Here is a 16,004-nt window from a genome sequence, read left to right as displayed (position 1 = left end):
GCCGGCCCAACGCTGGCGAGTGGTTCGCTTAAGGCTGCCCCTTGCAGGCAGCTGAGCACAGCACCTTGTCCACGCCCGCGAAAAAGCCATCGTAGACTTCCCGCTTCAGCACGGTCTTCGTGCGCGCATCGCCGTTGCTGTCCCACACTGTGCTGTCGAACCGGGCACGGACCAGCGTCGACTGACTACCCGTGCCCGCCTTGACCGCGATGACGGCCGACACGCGTTCGTGGTCCGGCTTGGCCGGAAACATGCCGGTGTAGTTCTTGAGCGCCCCACGCAGCAACTGGCGCCACTTGGGTACCAGCGTGTCACTCAGCCCTGCTTCCACCAGGCCGGTTTCGTTGTCGACCGACACTGGCGCGTAACCCAGTTCGGTCAACGCCTTGGCCACCGCACTCAGTGCACGATCCGGCGCGATGTTGGTGTACGTACGGTCGCGCATGGCTCGCAGGCTCTGCTGCTCCGCATCGGTCAGGTCCACGCTCACCTGGCGTGAGCTGTATCGCACCAGCGTTCCGCCGCTGCCGGTTTCACGCTCGTTGGGGGGTGGGCCTGAGCAGGCGACCAGTATCAAGATGATGCCGGCCAACGCCAGGTAGCGGCTGGCTTGACGGATCCTCCGCTGCATCCAAAGCGGCATCCAGCAACCGAACGGAAATGATCGCCACGCAGCGCGCTGCACCGATGTCTTGAGTAGGTTGGGTAATGCAATCATCATCTTCCAATCCAATGTGGCGCCTATGATAGGAAGCCGCTTTCATTGCCACAAACGAGTTTTTTTCCACGACGCTTTAGCTGTTCTTTGACATTGCGCCATGCGCCGACTCCCCCCTCTCAATGCCCTGCGCAGCTTTGAAGCTGCCGGGCGCCTGAACAGCCTGACCCTTGCCGCCGAAGAGTTGAATGTCACGCAGAGCGCGGTCGCCCAGCAGATCCGCGTGCTGGAAACATTCTTTGGACAGAAGCTCTTCGAGCGCGATGGACGCTCCCTGCGCCTGACCTTGCGGGCGCGGCACTACTTGGTGGATGTCGCAAGTTGCATCGGGCGTCTGACCGAGGCCACCGAGCAGATGTTCGAAGCACCGGACCGGCGCCAGATCCGGATCAATACTTCGTCATCGTTCGCCCATGGCTGGCTGCTTCCGCAACTGGCGCACTTTCATGTGCAGCACCCAGGCATTGAAATTGAGCTGGTGTCCACGCCTGACACAGACGTGGAGCGCATCGATGAGTCGAGCGATGTGGTCATCCGCCGCTACACGCCGGAGTTGCGACGGCGGGGGTTCGTGTCGAAGCCCCTGGTGGGCAACGTAGCGGTGCCGGTCTGTGCGCCGCATCATCCCGCGCTGGCGGCAGTGCACGCTCCGTCTGACTTGCGCCATGCACCGCTGCTGCACTACGCGGGCTTGCCGCAGGCTTGGCAGTACTGGTTTCACCAGGCAGAAGTCGCCATCGGCGAAACCCTGCGCGGGCCGTTCTACGACGAATTCGCCCTGCTGGTGAAGGCCGCGATGAGCGGGCTGGGGATCTGCCTGGCCCCGCGGGCAGTCATTCAGGACGACGTCAACCACGGGCGTCTGGTCATGCTGTTTCCGGAGGTCAAGCTGGAAGGGCCGCCGTTTCATTGCCTGTACCGGGATGCAGCGGACGACCGGTCGCTCAACAGCTTCCTCGCGTGGCTGTTCGAGCGCGCCGGCGAGGTGCATAGTCCCTCGTAGCCCGGGCGGCACTCGCCCCAGTTGCCGAGGCGAAGCGCCTTCCCTCAGGCGGTAGTGGCCGGTGCAGACCGTGGCCGCACGATACGTTGCCGAAGCGCGCGGTTAAGCGGCTCTGCGTAGTACCGCGCAATGCCCGCCGCCAGCATGAACGAGAACAGCATGAACGCCGCCAGCAGCACGAGTTTCTCGTCACCGAGAACCGTGGCGCGCGGGAACCCTGTTTTGAGTACCGCCAGCGGAATCAGGTGAAACAGGTACAGCTCGTAGCTGTTCTTGCCGCACCATGCCACCGCTGCACCAACGCGGTTGAAGCGCTGCGCACCACTCGCCACTGAACGCTGCACCGGCCACAGCAGCACCGCCGTACCAAGCGCCATCGCCGTCACACCCAGGACGTTGCTCTGTGCGATCGGCCACCACAGATAAAGAAACGTCATCAAGGCCACGACCGCGGTTTGTACGAACCAGGTCGTCATGCCGGCCAGGGCGAACCGCCTGGAAAGAACGGCAGCACCGCAACCGATGGCGATGCCGTCAAAGCTGGCGAAGTACGCGTAGAGAAATCCAGCCTCATCCCCCTGGTGGGTCAGCCGGTACAGCGGGCCGACCGCAATGATCGCCGCCCAGAACAGGCAGAGCAGCGACTCACGCCGAAGCACGAGACACAGCAACGGGAACGTGAGGTAGAACACCTCTTCCACTGAGAGCGACCACAAGACGCCCAACGGATAGTTGACCCATCCGACCCGCGCAATCAGCACGTTCATAGTGAAGGTCAGGCTCGCCAGATTGACGTGCCATAGCGGAACGGGCTCGCCCGTTGTGATGTGGTTCTGGAAGATCGCCACACCACACAGCGCGAACACGTTGACGATGGCGAGCAGCAACAGCAGACACGGCACGATGCGCGCGATGCGCAGTCCGTAGAACGCCCACGTGTCGATGCGCCCCAGTTGCCCCCAACGGCGCAGGGCATTCGAGGTGATCAGGTAACCCGAGACCACGAAGAACAGGGTCACCCCATAGTTGCCGTTGCGGGCCAGGGCCTGCACCAGTTCCGGCCCGAGCACGGCAGCAAGCGACGTATCGCTCAGGCGGTAGGCGATGTTGAAGTGATGAAACAGGACGAGCAGGATGGCGACCCCACGGATCACGTCGATCCGCCTGTTGCGCATATCGGTGGGCATGGTTGTCCTATCGCGTCACGCCATCGGCCAGCGATGGCAACTCGCTCAGCAGCGCATCGCGCGTACGCATGCCGGCGGGCGTCGGCTGCATTTGTGCGTCCTGGGTCAAGCGTGCGAACACCAGCGTGCGCGGCCCCTTCGTTGCCCAGCCGACAAACCAGCCGTAAGCGCGCGCGCGGTCGTAGTCGCCCTCATGCGTGATCGGCGCACCCGGAGAGCCCGTGCCCGTCTTGCCGTGAATTGCCCATCCATCCGGGCGCGTGGCGATTTCCGTCACGCGCCAGGTCATGTCCAGGGCGTTAGCGCTCACCGGGAGCGTGCGGTTGGCCACCTTGCGCAGGAAGGCCACCTGCTCCAGCGGCGAGATCTGCAGCGACGAGTTGATCCACGCACCGGCGTTACCGTTGTGCTTGCCCGGCTCGCCGGAGACGTCTCGGTTCCCGTAGTCGAACACGTCGGCGTAATGCTGGAAGCGGGTGTCGCCCAGCGACTGCGCCACCCGCTGCGAGAACCAGACCACCGAGTACTGGATCCACCGCGCGGGGTCCGTGGGCTGCTGCCACGCATCACCACCCCACGCGACATCGCCGTCACGGTAGGCCAGCGTGGGCGTATGTTCATCCTTGAGAATGCCGGCATCGAACCCCATCAGGCTGAGCGCGATCTTGAAGGTGGAGGCCGGCGTCACGCGCGTGGCGCAATCGCCCTCTTGCATCAACACATTGCCCGATGCCGCATCCGCAATAACGGTGCAGAGGGTTCGGGCATGCGCCGTCGGGCTCACCAGGTTGACGGCCAGGACGGCCGCCGCGATACACCAGCGTTTCATACGTCTCTCTCTTGAGAGTGCCCCGATCCGGTTGCCGATTCGGCAAGGATGAGGCGGGGTTGCAGGTTAAAACTTCAGACGAACGCCTCCCCACCCGGCCGAACGCAATCGGCCAGACAGGAAAACAAAACACGGGAACAAGGCGACGGACACCGGCCACTCAGGCGGGTGCCGTGGCGCGCAGGATGCAGATCAGGACATGGTCGGAACGGTCACAGCCCGGTGCCCATTGAGCAGGACCATCGTGATGCTGGTGCCCGCAGACCGGATCTGCATGATCAGGCAGCGGCCGGCGTCCTCGGTAAAGCCGGTCTTGGAGAGCTGGATGTCCCAGCCGCGCGCGCCGACCAGCGGATTGGTGTTGCGGTACTCCACCGGCTGGCCGTTGATCTGGAGGGTCTCGCTCGCGTCGGTGGTATCGCGGCGGATCTCCGGATAGTCCGCCGCTGCCTTGGCGATGATGGCAATGTCGCTGGCCGTTGACCGGTTGTGCGCCGACAGGCCCGTCGGTTCATTCAACGCGGTATGCGTCAGCCCCAGTGCGGCGATCTTTGCCTGCAATGCCCGCTCGAACGCAGGCAAGCCTCCGGGGTAGGTTCGCGCCAGGGCAAAGGCGGCCCGGTTGTCCGATGACATCAGGGCAAGCTGCATGACGTCGCGCAGCGGCAGGTTCGTCCCGACAGGCACCCCCGCGCGACGCAACGCCGGCGTGCCCGCATCGGCCGGGGCGATCTGCACCACGCGATCCAACTCGGGCCGCGCATCCAGCACCACCATGGCGGTCATCAGCTTGGTCAACGATGCAATCGGGACAACACTGTCTGCATCGCGCTGGAGCAAGACCTTGCCGCTGCCGTCTTCCACCACGTACACATGTTGGGATTGGATCAGGCCGACAAGCGCCTCGACCTTGCCGATGGCCGAAGCGTGGACGAGCATGCGCTGCGCATCATCCGACACCGACAACGCCTCGCGGGCAAAGGCGGCGCCAAAGTACTGCGGCACGATGACCGCCGACACCACCAGTGCAGTGCCCAGCGCCGCGGTCAAGCCAACCGAAGTCCATCCGGCGTGCCGCTGCGGCCTGACGAGCCGGCGGATGCGCTCCGACAGCGCGCCGCCATGCGCCCACAGTGCCGCGCCCGCCGGGGCCGCCTCCACGCCCTGCTGCTGACTCAGTTGATTGAGTGCCAGCGCCAGATGCCGCGGGTTGCCGGTCAGGCTCGCCGCCAGCGCATCCGCAATCAGCTCCCGCTCCACACGGATGCGGCCGGACAGCCACCACACGCCCGGGTGATAGAAGAGCAACGCCTCGATCGCCCGCTGCATGAGATTGACGAGATAGTCGAAACGGCGGATGTGTGCGACCTCGTGCGCCAGCAGCGCTTCGATCAGGTCCGGCGGCATCTGCGTCAACAGTGAGGCCGGCACCAGTACGACGGGGCGCCACCAACCGGCAGCGGCCGGACTGGGCAGGTTTGGCACTACCCGAAGCCGGACCGGGCGACGGATTCCGCAGCGTTGCGCAAGTGCAGACACACAGGCCTGCCACGCATCGTTGGCGCAGGCATGCGACGCATGCGCGAGCCGATGCACCCAGGCCAGGCCCACGATCACACGCACCATCATCAGGCCGACGCCGCACAGCCAGGCCATCACCACCCACAGCATGGGCTCTTGCGAGAAGGCGGGCGCTACGGTGTGCTGTATCCAGACGGGCAACGCTGGCACCGGGTTGATGGCGGCCATTGCCGCGAACTCGCGATAGCCGTCGACGAGCGGAACCACCACGCACAGCGCCAACGCCATGCACAGCACGATGTACCGGACCTGCGGACGACCGCCGCGCGTCAACCGCAGGAACAGCGCGGCGGCAAGACTGAGCAGTGTGCCCTTCCAGAGGAAGTGCAGCAGCGCCCAGCCCACTGCCGGAACCAGGATGGCAAGCGTTGTGCTCACAGGTCTTCCTCGCGCAGCAACGCCTCGATCTCGGCGCGCTCTTCCTTGGTGACATGCCCGCGCAACGCCGCAAGAACCAGCGCCTTGCCGGAGCCCGCAAACGCCTTGTTGATGAACTCGTTCAGCAGACCGCTCTGCAGAACGTTCTGGCGCTGCGCCGGCGCATACACGTGCGAACGCTCACGCTCGTCGCGTACCAGCATCCCCTTGGCATGCATGATCTGCAACTGGCGCAGCACCGCAGCGTAGGTCGTCTCCGGCTTCTCGACCTGCACCGCCTGATGGACCTGCTTGACCGTGCCCGGCCCCAGTTGCCACAGCACACGCAGGAGGTTCAACTCAGCAGTGGTGGGCTTGATGCGAGGCGAGGTCTTGGTCATGGCGATGCGTCGGTTCTGTAGCGATCGGCATGTAGACTAACTTTTCTAGAAAAACTTGTCTAGAAAATCCTGTCTACTTCCCGCACGACGTCTCGCGCAAAACCGCATAGCAATCGCCCCTTTAAATTCCAGTTTACTGGATGAAAATTTCCATTAAACTGACTCTCATGGATATCCACCACCGCATCGCCCACCGCCTGCGCGAACTGCGCGACGCGCAGGGCCTCTCGCTCGACGCCCTGGCCGAACGCAGCCAGGTCAGCCGCTCAGCCATCTCCCTGATCGAGCGCGGCCAGAGCAGCCCGACGGCCGCCGTGCTCGACCGGCTCAGTTCTGCGCTGGGCGTGACGCTCGCCTCGCTGTTCGAAGAAGGCGCGGCGCCGGCCGCCGAACCTTCGCCCGTGGCACGCGCGGCCGACCAGCCCGAATGGACCGACCCGGGCTCGGGCTACGTACGCCGCAACCTCTCACCGGCCGCGCGTTCGCCCATCCAGTTGGTGGAGGTGCACTTTCCGCCCGGCCAGCGCGTGGCCTATGACACTGGCGTGCGCGATGCCGAGGTCTACCAACAGGTGTGGATCGTCGAAGGCACGATGGAGATGACCGTCGGCGACGTGCACTGGCGCCTCGCCGCGGGCGATTGCCTGGCGATGCAGCTGGACCGCCCAATCGTCTTTCACAACCCGACGCAACGGCCGGCGCGCTATCTGGTGGCACTCACCACCGTCGCCTCGGTTGGCTGGAGAACCAAATGACCGACACCGTGATCGTGCGCCGCGTGGGCGCCAATGAGGCAAGCGCCTGCGTCAATGCGCTGGCCGATGTGTTGGTCGATTGCGTGGCGGGTGGTGCGTCGGTCAGCTTTATGTGGCCGTTGTCGCATGACAAGGCGCAGGCGTTCTGGCGCAACGTGGCCGAAGGGGTCGCTCGTAACGAGCGCGCGTTGCTGATCGCGGAAGATGCGGACGGCGCCGTGCTCGGCACCGTGCAGTTGGTTCTGGCGCAGCCTGAAAACCAGCCGCACCGCGCAGACGTGGCGAAGATGCTCGTGCACCGCCGCGCGCGTCGGCGGGGCATTGCGCAGCAATTGATGGCGGCGCTGGACGACATCGCACGCGCCGAGGGCAAGACGGTGCTGGTGCTCGACACCGTGACCGGCGGCGATGCCGAGCGGCTGTACACACGCGCCGGCTGGCAGCGCGTGGGCGTGGTGCCCAACTATGCCTTGATGCCCGACGGCGCGCCTTGCGGGACGACGTTCTTCTGCAAGGAATTGAACGCCGCCGCTTAACCCGTCAGATCGTCAGCGTGCCGCGGCCGACCTCGATCACGCGGCCACCCACGTGGATGGTGCCGTCGGCATCGACTTGCAGCGTCAGGTGACACGGCCGCCCCACCGCAGCACCCTGCTCGATGCGATAGCTTGCCGGCAGCGTGTGGCCGGTCGCACGCAGCCAGCCGCCCAGGTTGGCGCATGCCGAACCGGTGCCCGGGTCTTCCCACAGACCGGTGCCGTATTCGAAGAAGAAGCGCGACACCACCGGGTCATCGCTGCCCGGCTTGGGCATGGTGAACACGTAGGCATTGCGCCCATCATTGCGGCTGCGCGGCCACGCATCGAAGGCGGCGGGGTCTGGGCGGGCGCGCTCCACATCGGCACGCGTCTTGACCGGCACCATCAACTGCTCAATACCGGCATCGACCCAGAGCGGCGTGCCCGCCAGCGCGTCGGCATCCAACCCCAGCATCTTGGCGATGGCCGGATCTTCCTCCCGCGTATTCAGCGCCCCCGAGCGCGGCGGCACCAGAGACCACCCCTCGTCCTGCGCCGTCAGCGAGACGATGCCCGACTTGCAGCGCAGCGTCAGCTCATTGCCGGGGCCGTACAGCTCACGCACCACCTGCGCGGTGCCCAGCGACGGATGCCCGGCAAACGGCATCTCGTAGTCCGGCGTGAAGATGCGGAAGCGCGCCGTGGCGCCCTCTGTGTCATCGGGAAAGATGAAGGTGATCTCGGACAGGTTGAACTGGCGTCCGATGGCCTGCATGGTGGCGTCGTCCAGGCCGCGCCCGTCTTCAAAGACGGCGAGCTGGTTGCCGCCAAAGGTGGATTCAGCAAAGACGTTGAGCAGGCGGAAGGCGTAGCGCGACATGGTGGCGTCCGGTGTGTGGGAATGAAAAAACGGTGTGGCGATGCGTCATCATCAACGCACCGCCACACCGCCTCCATGCACACTTGCGGACAGTTTGCGCGAATCCCGCCTGACAGTTGGCGGGCAGCCGTTACAGCAGCCGGTAGTCGTCCGTACGGGGCGTGCCTTCCATCACAGCAAACAGCGCTGGTGGTGGCGCGGCGACCTTGCGTTCGGCAAGGTCAAACCACGCGCACATGCTGGTGATCTCCGCGCACAACTCGCCCGCTTCATCGCGGATGCGGTTGACCATGATGAACCGCGAGCCGCGCTCGTTGCGGCCCGCCGTCTCCACGCTCACGGTAAAGGTGTCCATCAATCGCAGTTCCTTGCGATAGGCAACGCGGTCTTCAAACACCACCGGCCCGAGCTTGTGCTGTGCAAAGGCTTTCGGCCCAAACCCGTGCTCAGTCAGAAACCGAAAGCGCGTGTGCGCCGCATAGTCCAGATAGCGCGTGTTCTTCAAATGCTGGTTGCCGTCCAGATCGGCCCACAGCACTTGGTACGTATAGATCGACATGGACAGCTCCGGGTGCAGGCGCTTACTTGCGGTAGTCGTACACGCCGCGACCGGTCTTCCGCCCCAGGTAGCCTGCCGCCACCATTTCGCGCATCAGCATGGCCGGGCGGTATTTCGGATCGGCAAACTCGGTGTACAGCACTTCCATTACAGCCAGCATGGTGTCCAGGCCGATCATGTCGGCCAGAGCCAGCGGCCCGATCGGGTGGTTGCAGCCAAGCTTCATGCCCTCGTCAATCTCTTCCGGGCTCGCCAGGCCCTCGCCCAGCACGCAGAACGCCTCGTTGATCATCGGGCACAGGATGCGATTGACCACAAAACCCGGGCTGTTCTTGACCGTGATCGGCGTCTTGCCGAGTTGCTTGGCCAGCGCCTCGACGTCGGCGTGCGTGGCATCGCTCGTCTGCAGACCGCGGATGACTTCCACCAGCGCCATCATCGGCACCGGATTGAAGAAGTGCATGCCGATGAAGCGGCTGGCATCCTGCAGCACGGCAGCCAGCTTGGTGATCGAGATCGACGACGTGTTCGACGCGACGATGGCGTGCGGTGCGGCCACCGCTTCGAGCTGCTTGAGGATCTTCACCTTCAGGTCGAAATTCTCGGTGGCGGCTTCGATGACGAGGTCGGCGCGCTTCAGATCGTCGTACGACGTCGAGCCCTGGATGCGTGCCAGCGCTGCCGTCTTGTCGGCTTCGGTCAGCTTGTCCTTCTTGATGAGGCGGTCCAGGCTGCCGGCCACGGTCGCAATGCCCTTCTGCACAGCGGCATCGCTGATGTCCACCATCACCACATCCAGCCCGACCACGGCGCACGCTTGCGCAATGCCGTTGCCCATTGTTCCGGCACCGACGATGCCGACGACTTGAATTGCCATGACTGCTCCTCGCTTGGTATTGGAATTGGCGTTTTGAATACAACAGGTTGCAGAGGATAAACGACACGGCGATGCGCAGAAAAGCCCGCCGGCGGGAACATCACATTCCACCCGATCACCGTATGATGGCTGCCGTCGCGCCACCCTTTTGAGCCCAGGCGCCAGGACGCTGGAAATGGACCGCTTTCTCAGTATCGAAGCCTTTGTGCGCGTGGCCGAAACGCGCAGCTTTGCCGAAGCCGCACGCCAACTCGGCGTGACCAACTCCGTGGTCACCCACCGCGTGCAGCAACTGGAGCGCTTTATCGAGGCGCCGCTGTTCCACCGCAGCACGCGGCATGTACGGCTCTCGGAAGTGGGCGAGACCTACTACAAGCAATGCGCCGAAGCCGTCTGCATGCTGACGGACCTGACCGACCAGATGCGCGGCCTGCGCGCCACGCCCGCCGGCAAGCTGCGCATCCGCATGCTGCCCGGTTATGCGCTGAGCCACTTTGCCGCGCCGCTGGCCAGGTTTGGCGCGCAGTACCCCGACATCCAGCTCGACGTGGTGGTGGACGACAGCGTGGTCGACCCGATTGCCGAGGGGTTCGACGTGGCCTTCCAGATCTTCCCGCCCATCAATGATTCGCTGATCGAGAAGCGCCTGTTCGTGCTGCGGCGCGTGTTCTGCGCGACGCCCGCCTACGTTGAGGAATACGGCCTGCCGCAGCAACCGGCGGATCTGCTGCAGCATTCACTCGCGCTGTACTCCGGCTACCCCACCCGCAAACGCTGGACGTTCACGCAAGGCGGTGAAGTGCGGGCGGAACTCGATCTGCCCGAGCAGGTGCGCTCGAACTCTGTGCACTTGCTGCGCGACTATGCGCTCACCAGTGCCGGCATTGCCTGCCTGCCCACGCTGGTGGTGAGTGACGACCTGATCGCGGGCCGGCTTGTACCGGTGCTGGCCGAGTACGACCTCGCCCCGCTGCATTTTTCTGCGGTTTATCCCGCAACGCAGCGACAAGCCGTCAAGGTGTGTGCGCTGATCGACTGCCTGGCCAACCATCACGCAGGAGAACTGGCCTGGGACGTGCCCCTGCTTGAGCGCGGCTGGGTCCGCTAGCGGCGGGCGAGCCGGTTCCAGCGGCCGGCGCGGGTGCAGGTTAGTCGCGCAATATTTCGCGAAGCAGCACGGATTGTTCGTCAATCGCAAAAACTGCACTCGCCATTTCTGACGTTGTGTACGGGGCGCAACTTCCTATGATGGATGGGCCGCTGATTGCCGTGGGTTCCGCACGGCACCCGCACAGCACCCGCATGACACCCATGCGACAACCACACGGCGGCACTCTCTCATTTGCATCACGCCCCCAAGGGATACGGCCATGACGAACCCCAAGCTGGAAGTCCTCACCCCGCAGAACTGTCAACTGATCTTCATCGACCATCAGCCGCAAATGGCCTTCGGCGTGCAATCGATGGATCGACAAACGCTGAAGAACAACACCGTCGGCCTTGCCAAGGCGGCGAAGATCTTCAACATCCCCACCACCATCACCACCGTCGAGAGCGAGAGCTTCTCCGGCTACACCTACCCTGAGCTGCTCGACGTATTCCCGGGCAAGGAACTGCTCGAACGCACCTCGATGAACTCGTGGGATGACCAGAAGGTGCGCGACGCGCTGGCCAAGAACAACCGCAAGAAGGTGGTCGTCGCTGGCCTGTGGACGGAGGTGTGCAACTGCACCTTCGCGCTGTCGGCCATGCACGATGCCGACTACGAGATCTACATGGTGGCCGACGCCTCGGGCGGCACCTCCAAGGAAGCGCACGACTACGCCATGCAGCGCATGGTGCAGGCCGGCGTGGTGCCCGTGACGTGGCAACAGGTGCTGCTGGAATGGCAGCGTGACTGGGCACACCGCGATACGTATGACGCCGTGATGAAGCTGGTGAAGGAACACTCCGGCGCCTACGGCATGGGCGTGGACTACGCCTACACGATGGTGCACAAGGCACCGCAGCGCACCGCCACGCCGCATGAGGCACTGGCGGCGGTGCCTGCCCGCTGATCGCGCTGTCACCCAAGCCACATCCCTGCCCTCGGGCGACGCCTGTGCAGCAACGCTGCTGTCGCACGCGCCGCCCGATTCGCCATCACGCACACCTCCATTCCCATCATGCAAACGATCACGACTCAAGACGGTACGCGCATCTTCTACAAGGATTGGGGCACCGGTAAGCCGGTCGTCTTCTCTCATGGCTGGCCGCTCAACGCCGACGCCTGGGACGCGCAGATGCTGTTCCTCGTGCAGAAGGGCTTTCGCGTCATTGCGCATGACCGGCGTGGCCACGGCCGCTCCGACCAGCCGTCGCAAGGCAACAACATGGATACCTACGCCGACGATCTGGCAGCCCTGCTCAACGCCCTCGACATCCAGGGTGCCACGCTGGTCGGCCACTCCACCGGCGGCGGCGAAGTCGCGCACTACATCGGCCGACACGGCACCAAGCGCGTCGCGCGCGCCGTGCTGATCGGTGCCGTGCCGCCCATCATGCTCAAGACGGCATCCAACCCGAAGGGCTTGCCGATGGAGGTATTCGACGGCATCCGCAAGGGCGTGGCGGACAACCGCTCGCAGTTCTATCGCGATCTCGCCACGCCGTTCTTCGGCTTCAACCGGCCGGGCGCGAAGGTTTCGCAAGGCACGATCGACGCCTTCTGGGCGCAGGGCATGACTGGCGGCATCCACGGCCAGTACCTGTGCATCAAGGAGTTTTCGGAGGTCGACTACACCGAAGACCTGAAGAAGATCGACGTGCCCGTATTGTTCCTGCACGGCGACGATGACCAGATCGTGCCGATCGACGATTCGGCCAAGCTGGGCGTGGAGCTTGTGAAGCACGGCACGCTGAAGGTCTACCCGGGCGGCTCGCACGGCATGTGTGTGACCGAGGCGGACAAGGTCAACGCGGATCTGCTGGCGTTCCTGTCGTCCTAAACTGGGTGAGCCGGTGCGCCAGCGCGCGTGCACCGGCCCCCGACGACTCCGACAACCGCCCGACTGGAGGCCTCATGAAGCCCTATCTCATCTCGATTGGCGTCGGCATGCTGGTCGGCGTCATCTATGCGTTGCTGCACGTACGCTCGCCTGCGCCGCCTGCGATTGCGCTGGTCGGGCTGCTCGGCATGCTGATCGGCGAGCAGATCGTGCCGACCGCGCAGCGCCTGCTGGCGGGGGAGCCGATCACAATGGCATGGTTCCGCCAGGAGTGCGTACCCAAGATCACGGGGGCTCCGCCCATGGCACCGGACGCCGATGTGGCGGTGGCGGCGGATCGCACACCGCCCAATCCAACGTAACTGGACAGAGGCGATAGCCATGACACGCCTTTCGCTCGATTCGACCAACGCCGCAGTACCAGCCGACACCACGCTGCATGCTGGCTTGCTGTTCCTGCGCGTCACCGGCAGCGCACTGCTGATTGCCGTGCACGGCCTGCCCAAGGTGCTGCACTACAGCCAAGAACTCACGCGCATCGAAGACCCGTTCCACCTGGGTGCCGCCCCCACGCTGTTGCTGGCGATCCTGTCGGAGACCGTGTGCCCGCTGCTGATTGCGCTGGGCGTGCTGACGCGCCTGGCGTGCCTGCCCATCATTGCCACGCTGCTGGTGGCGATGCTGGTGGTGCATCCTGACTGGTCACTCGCTGACGGGCAGTTCGGCTGGATGCTGCTGATCATCTTCACCACCGTCCTGATTGCAGGGCCGGGACGTTTCTCGCTGTTTCCCAAGTACTGACACCGACACCATGACTGCCGACCTCATCCTGCACAACGGCCGCATCCACACGGTCGACCGCGAACGCCCCACCGCCAGCGCCGTTGCCGTGCGCGATGGCCGCTTTATTGCCGTGGGCGACGATGCCACGGTGATGGCGCAGCGCGGCGCCACGACCCAGGTGATCGACCTGCGCGGGCGCACCGTCATCCCCGGCCTGAACGATTCGCACCTGCACCTGATCCGGGGTGGGCTGAACTACAACCTGGAGCTGCGCTGGGAAGGCGTGCCGTCCCTGGCCGACGCGATGCGCATGCTCAAGGAGCAGGCCGCGCGCACGCCGTCTCCGCAATGGGTGCGCGTGGTGGGCGGCTGGACGGAGTTCCAGTTTGCCGAGCGCCGCATGCCCACATTGGAGGAGCTGAATCAGGCCGCGCCCGACACGCCCGTGTTCGTGCTGCACCTGTACGACCGCGCACTGCTCAACCGCGCCGCGCTGCGCCAGGTCGGCTACACCAAGGACACGCCGAACCCGCCGGGCGGCGAGATCCAGCGCGATGCATCCGGCGAGCCCACCGGCATGCTGATCGCCAAGCCTAACGCGATGATCCTGTACTCCACGTTGGCCAAGGGGCCGAAGCTGCCGCCCGAGTACCAAGTCAATTCCACGCGCCAGTTCATGCGTGAACTCAACCGCCTGGGCGTGACCAGCGCCATCGACGCAGGCGGTGGCTTCCAGAACTATCCGGAAGACTACGAAATCATTCGCGAGCTGTCGGCGCAGAACCAGCTCACCATCCGCATCGCCTACAACCTCTTCACGCAGAAGCCGAAAGAGGAACTGGCCGACTTCAAGAACTGGACCGGTAGCGTGCAGTACCGCCAGGGCGATGATTTCTTCCGCCACAACGGTGCGGGCGAAATGCTGGTCTTCTCCGCAGCCGACTTCGAAGACTTCCTGCAGCCGCGCCCCGACCTGCCCGAGACGATGGAGCAGGAGTTGGAGACCGTGGTGCGCCACCTCGTCGCGCAGCGCTGGCCGTTCCGTCTGCACGCCACGTACGACGAATCCATCTCGCGCATGCTCGACGTGTTCGAGCGCGTGAACCGCGACATCCCATTCAACGGCCTGCCATGGTTCTTCGACCATGCGGAGACGATCTCGCCGAAGAACATTGAGCGCGTGCGCGCGCTCGGCGGCGGCATCGCCATTCAAGATCGCATGGCCTTCCAGGGCGAATACTTTGTCGACCGCTACGGTGCAGCCGCTGCTGAACAGACACCGCCCATCAAGCGCATGCTGGCCGAAGGCGTGCCGGTGGGTGCCGGCACGGATGCCACGCGCGTGTCGAGCTACAACCCGTGGACGTCGCTGTACTGGCTGGCGAGCGGGCGCACCGTCGGCGGCATGGCGCTGTATCCGGAAGGGCTGCCGCGTGAAGTGGCGCTGGAGCTGTACACGCACGGCAGCGCGTGGTTCTCGGCAGACCAGGGCAACAAGGGGCAGATCAAAGTCGGGCAGCTCGCCGATCTGGCGGCGCTGTCGGCGGATTTCTTCAGCGTGCCTGAGGCCGACATCAAGACCATCGAATCGGTGCTGACGGTGGTGGGTGGGCGCATCGTCTACGGCGCGGCGGAGTTCACCGAGTTCGGCCCGCCGCCGATTCCGGTGCTGCCGGAGTGGTCGCCCGTGTCGCGTGTGCCCGGGCACTGGCGACCGGCGGCGCCGCTGCAGCAGCAAGTGCACCACTGCGCGGGCACTTGCACGGTACACGGCCACGCGCATCAGAAAGCGCGCACGGCCAACGTGCCGACCACCGATTTCCGCGGTTTCTGGGGCGCCTTCGGGTGTTCATGCTTTGCCTTCTGAAATCGCAGCAACGCCGGCGGCAGCGTCGCCGTCGGCACGCTTCCTGATCGCGCAGGGCAGCCTGCTGGCCTTCGTGGCGGGTTATGTGGATGTGGTGGGCTTCGCTGCGCTGTTCGGGCTGTTCACCGCACACGTCACGGGCAACTTCGTGATGATCGGGCTGGAATTGGCCGGCACCGGACAAGGCGTGCTCGCCAAGCTGCTGGCGCTGCCAATGTTCGTGCTGGCCGTGGCCGCAACCAAGTTGGCGGTGGCGGCGCTCACGCGGCGCGGCGTGGCACCGCTGCGGCCGCTGCTGCTAGCCCAGGCAGCGCTGCTGCTGGCATTCATGGTGGCGGGGTTGCTAGCGCTGCCGATTCAATCGGCCGATGCACCGGCCACGATTGTCGTCGGGCTGATCGGCGTGGCGGCCATGGGCGTGCAGAACGCCAAGGCGCGCATTGTGCTGTCGGAACACGCGCCCACGACCATCATGACGGGCAACACCACGCAGATCGTGATCGATGTGGTGGAACTGCTGTCGCCAGGAAGTACGCAGAAGGAAGCGGCGCGCACGCGGTTGCGGAAGATGGTGCCGCCGCTGTGCGGGTTCGCCATTGGCGCGGTGTTGGGGGCGCTGGCGTTTTCTTTCTTGTCGTTCTGGTGTGTGCTGCCACCGGTGTTGATTTTGCTGGCGCTGGCACTCATGCAGCGCTAGGCCAT

General features: G+C 64.8%; 17 protein-coding genes and 1 pseudogene. 10 read left to right on the top strand and 8 right to left on the bottom strand.

Annotated elements, in window-relative coordinates; translation table 11 throughout:
- Positions 1–28: 28 nt before the first annotated feature.
- A complete protein-coding gene (locus V6657_RS00670; RefSeq protein ID WP_274923309.1) occupies positions 29–631 on the bottom strand; it encodes a hypothetical protein in 603 nt (200 codons plus the stop codon).
- A gap of 187 nt (positions 632–818) precedes the next feature.
- Between V6657_RS00670 and V6657_RS00665 the strand changes: the two genes are divergently transcribed.
- Entirely contained in the window at positions 819–1,721 is a 903-nt protein-coding gene (locus V6657_RS00665) for a LysR substrate-binding domain-containing protein (RefSeq protein WP_048933239.1), read from the top strand.
- An 86-nt stretch (positions 1,722–1,807) separates the two neighbouring features.
- Here V6657_RS00665 and V6657_RS00660 read toward each other — a convergent pair.
- From V6657_RS00660 to V6657_RS00645, 4 genes and pseudogenes are all read right to left on the bottom strand, one after another.
- A pseudogene (locus V6657_RS00660) lies at positions 1,808–2,908 on the bottom strand (acyltransferase); the annotation flags it as partial.
- A gap of 7 nt (positions 2,909–2,915) precedes the next feature.
- Positions 2,916–3,737: a class D beta-lactamase gene (gene blaOXA / locus V6657_RS00655; RefSeq protein WP_048933237.1), complete on the bottom strand. Its 822-nt coding sequence runs from the start codon at positions 3,735–3,737 to the stop codon at positions 2,916–2,918.
- A 192-nt stretch (positions 3,738–3,929) separates the two neighbouring features.
- Positions 3,930–5,696, bottom strand: coding sequence for a M56 family metallopeptidase (locus V6657_RS00650; protein WP_053166356.1), 1,767 nt, complete (start codon positions 5,694–5,696; stop codon positions 3,930–3,932).
- Entirely contained in the window at positions 5,693–6,076 is a 384-nt protein-coding gene (locus V6657_RS00645; RefSeq protein ID WP_048933236.1) for a BlaI/MecI/CopY family transcriptional regulator, read from the bottom strand. Before V6657_RS00645 ends, V6657_RS00650 begins: the two co-directional genes overlap by 4 nt.
- 167 nt (positions 6,077–6,243) lie before the next feature.
- Between V6657_RS00645 and V6657_RS00640 the strand changes: the two genes are divergently transcribed.
- Both V6657_RS00640 and V6657_RS00635 read left to right on the top strand, forming a co-directional pair.
- Positions 6,244–6,831 carry an XRE family transcriptional regulator gene (locus V6657_RS00640; RefSeq protein ID WP_048933235.1) on the top strand — a complete coding sequence of 196 codons (588 nt, stop codon included), beginning with the start codon at positions 6,244–6,246 and terminating at the stop codon, positions 6,829–6,831.
- Complete coding sequence (locus V6657_RS00635; RefSeq protein WP_048933234.1) at positions 6,828–7,367, top strand: GNAT family N-acetyltransferase; 540 nt, start codon at positions 6,828–6,830, stop codon at positions 7,365–7,367. Before V6657_RS00640 ends, V6657_RS00635 begins: the two co-directional genes overlap by 4 nt.
- 4 nt (positions 7,368–7,371) lie before the next feature.
- Here the strand turns inward: V6657_RS00635 and V6657_RS00630 are convergent, their stop codons facing one another.
- From V6657_RS00630 to V6657_RS00620, 3 genes are all read right to left on the bottom strand, one after another.
- A complete protein-coding gene (locus tag V6657_RS00630) occupies positions 7,372–8,229 on the bottom strand; it encodes a PhzF family phenazine biosynthesis protein (protein WP_048933233.1) in 858 nt (285 codons plus the stop codon).
- Positions 8,230–8,359: 130 nt separating this feature from the next.
- On the bottom strand, positions 8,360–8,788 hold the full coding sequence (locus tag V6657_RS00625) for an acyl-CoA thioesterase (protein ID WP_048933232.1): 429 nt from the start codon (positions 8,786–8,788) through the stop codon (positions 8,360–8,362).
- Between the two features lie 22 nt (positions 8,789–8,810).
- On the bottom strand, positions 8,811–9,665 hold the full coding sequence (locus V6657_RS00620; RefSeq protein WP_048933231.1) for a 3-hydroxybutyryl-CoA dehydrogenase: 855 nt from the start codon (positions 9,663–9,665) through the stop codon (positions 8,811–8,813).
- Between the two features lie 175 nt (positions 9,666–9,840).
- On the opposite strand from V6657_RS00620, the gene V6657_RS00615 reads away from it, so the two are divergent.
- The 7 genes from V6657_RS00615 (at position 9,841) to V6657_RS00585 (ending at position 15,999) form a co-directional block, all read left to right on the top strand.
- A complete protein-coding gene (locus V6657_RS00615) occupies positions 9,841–10,773 on the top strand; it encodes a LysR family transcriptional regulator (RefSeq protein WP_048933230.1) in 933 nt (310 codons plus the stop codon).
- Between the two features lie 262 nt (positions 10,774–11,035).
- Positions 11,036–11,722, top strand: a complete 687-nt coding sequence (locus tag V6657_RS00610; RefSeq protein WP_048933229.1) for a hydrolase — start codon at positions 11,036–11,038, stop codon at positions 11,720–11,722.
- A gap of 108 nt (positions 11,723–11,830) precedes the next feature.
- Positions 11,831–12,652 carry an alpha/beta hydrolase gene (locus V6657_RS00605; protein ID WP_048933228.1) on the top strand — a complete coding sequence of 274 codons (822 nt, stop codon included), beginning with the start codon at positions 11,831–11,833 and terminating at the stop codon, positions 12,650–12,652.
- 74 nt (positions 12,653–12,726) lie between these two features.
- Positions 12,727–13,014, top strand: a complete 288-nt coding sequence (locus V6657_RS00600; protein ID WP_048933227.1) for a XapX domain-containing protein — start codon at positions 12,727–12,729, stop codon at positions 13,012–13,014.
- A 19-nt stretch (positions 13,015–13,033) separates the two neighbouring features.
- Positions 13,034–13,453 carry a DoxX family protein gene (locus V6657_RS00595; RefSeq protein WP_048933226.1) on the top strand — a complete coding sequence of 140 codons (420 nt, stop codon included), beginning with the start codon at positions 13,034–13,036 and terminating at the stop codon, positions 13,451–13,453.
- 10 nt (positions 13,454–13,463) lie between these two features.
- Complete coding sequence (locus tag V6657_RS00590; protein ID WP_048933225.1) at positions 13,464–15,302, top strand: amidohydrolase; 1,839 nt, start codon at positions 13,464–13,466, stop codon at positions 15,300–15,302.
- Positions 15,292–15,999, top strand: a complete 708-nt coding sequence (locus V6657_RS00585; protein WP_048933224.1) for a YoaK family protein — start codon at positions 15,292–15,294, stop codon at positions 15,997–15,999. The genes V6657_RS00590 and V6657_RS00585 overlap by 11 nt, the downstream gene beginning before the upstream one ends.
- Positions 16,000–16,004: the final 5 nt, after the last annotated feature.

The sequence above is a fragment of the Ralstonia sp. RRA genome (assembly GCF_037023145.1).
In the GTDB taxonomy this organism is placed as follows: Bacteria; Pseudomonadota; Gammaproteobacteria; order Burkholderiales; family Burkholderiaceae; genus Ralstonia.
The sequence above is the reverse complement of the archived record's forward strand: the minus strand, read 5'-3'. Positions and strand labels throughout refer to the sequence as shown.

Bases quoted from the DNA above. Each gene is read 5' to 3' on its own strand.
- V6657_RS00620 (WP_048933231.1), bottom strand. From the start codon at position 9,665: ATGGCAATTCAAGTCGTCGGCATCGTCGGTGCCGGAACAATGGGCAAC.
- V6657_RS00615 (WP_048933230.1), top strand. From the start codon at position 9,841: ATGGACCGCTTTCTCAGTATCGAAGCCTTTGTGCGCGTGGCCGAAACG.
- V6657_RS00625 (WP_048933232.1), bottom strand. From the start codon at position 8,788: ATGTCGATCTATACGTACCAAGTGCTGTGGGCCGATCTGGACGGCAAC.
- V6657_RS00645 (WP_048933236.1), bottom strand. From the start codon at position 6,076: ATGACCAAGACCTCGCCTCGCATCAAGCCCACCACTGCTGAGTTGAAC.
- V6657_RS00600 (WP_048933227.1), top strand. From the start codon at position 12,727: ATGAAGCCCTATCTCATCTCGATTGGCGTCGGCATGCTGGTCGGCGTC.
- V6657_RS00590 (WP_048933225.1), top strand. From the start codon at position 13,464: ATGACTGCCGACCTCATCCTGCACAACGGCCGCATCCACACGGTCGAC.
- V6657_RS00610 (WP_048933229.1), top strand. From the start codon at position 11,036: ATGACGAACCCCAAGCTGGAAGTCCTCACCCCGCAGAACTGTCAACTG.
- V6657_RS00630 (WP_048933233.1), bottom strand. From the start codon at position 8,229: ATGTCGCGCTACGCCTTCCGCCTGCTCAACGTCTTTGCTGAATCCACC.
- V6657_RS00640 (WP_048933235.1), top strand. From the start codon at position 6,244: ATGGATATCCACCACCGCATCGCCCACCGCCTGCGCGAACTGCGCGAC.
- blaOXA (WP_048933237.1), bottom strand. From the start codon at position 3,737: ATGAAACGCTGGTGTATCGCGGCGGCCGTCCTGGCCGTCAACCTGGTG.
- V6657_RS00605 (WP_048933228.1), top strand. From the start codon at position 11,831: ATGCAAACGATCACGACTCAAGACGGTACGCGCATCTTCTACAAGGAT.
- V6657_RS00635 (WP_048933234.1), top strand. From the start codon at position 6,828: ATGACCGACACCGTGATCGTGCGCCGCGTGGGCGCCAATGAGGCAAGC.
- V6657_RS00670 (WP_274923309.1), bottom strand. From the start codon at position 631: ATGCAGCGGAGGATCCGTCAAGCCAGCCGCTACCTGGCGTTGGCCGGC.
- V6657_RS00665 (WP_048933239.1), top strand. From the start codon at position 819: ATGCGCCGACTCCCCCCTCTCAATGCCCTGCGCAGCTTTGAAGCTGCC.
- V6657_RS00595 (WP_048933226.1), top strand. From the start codon at position 13,034: ATGACACGCCTTTCGCTCGATTCGACCAACGCCGCAGTACCAGCCGAC.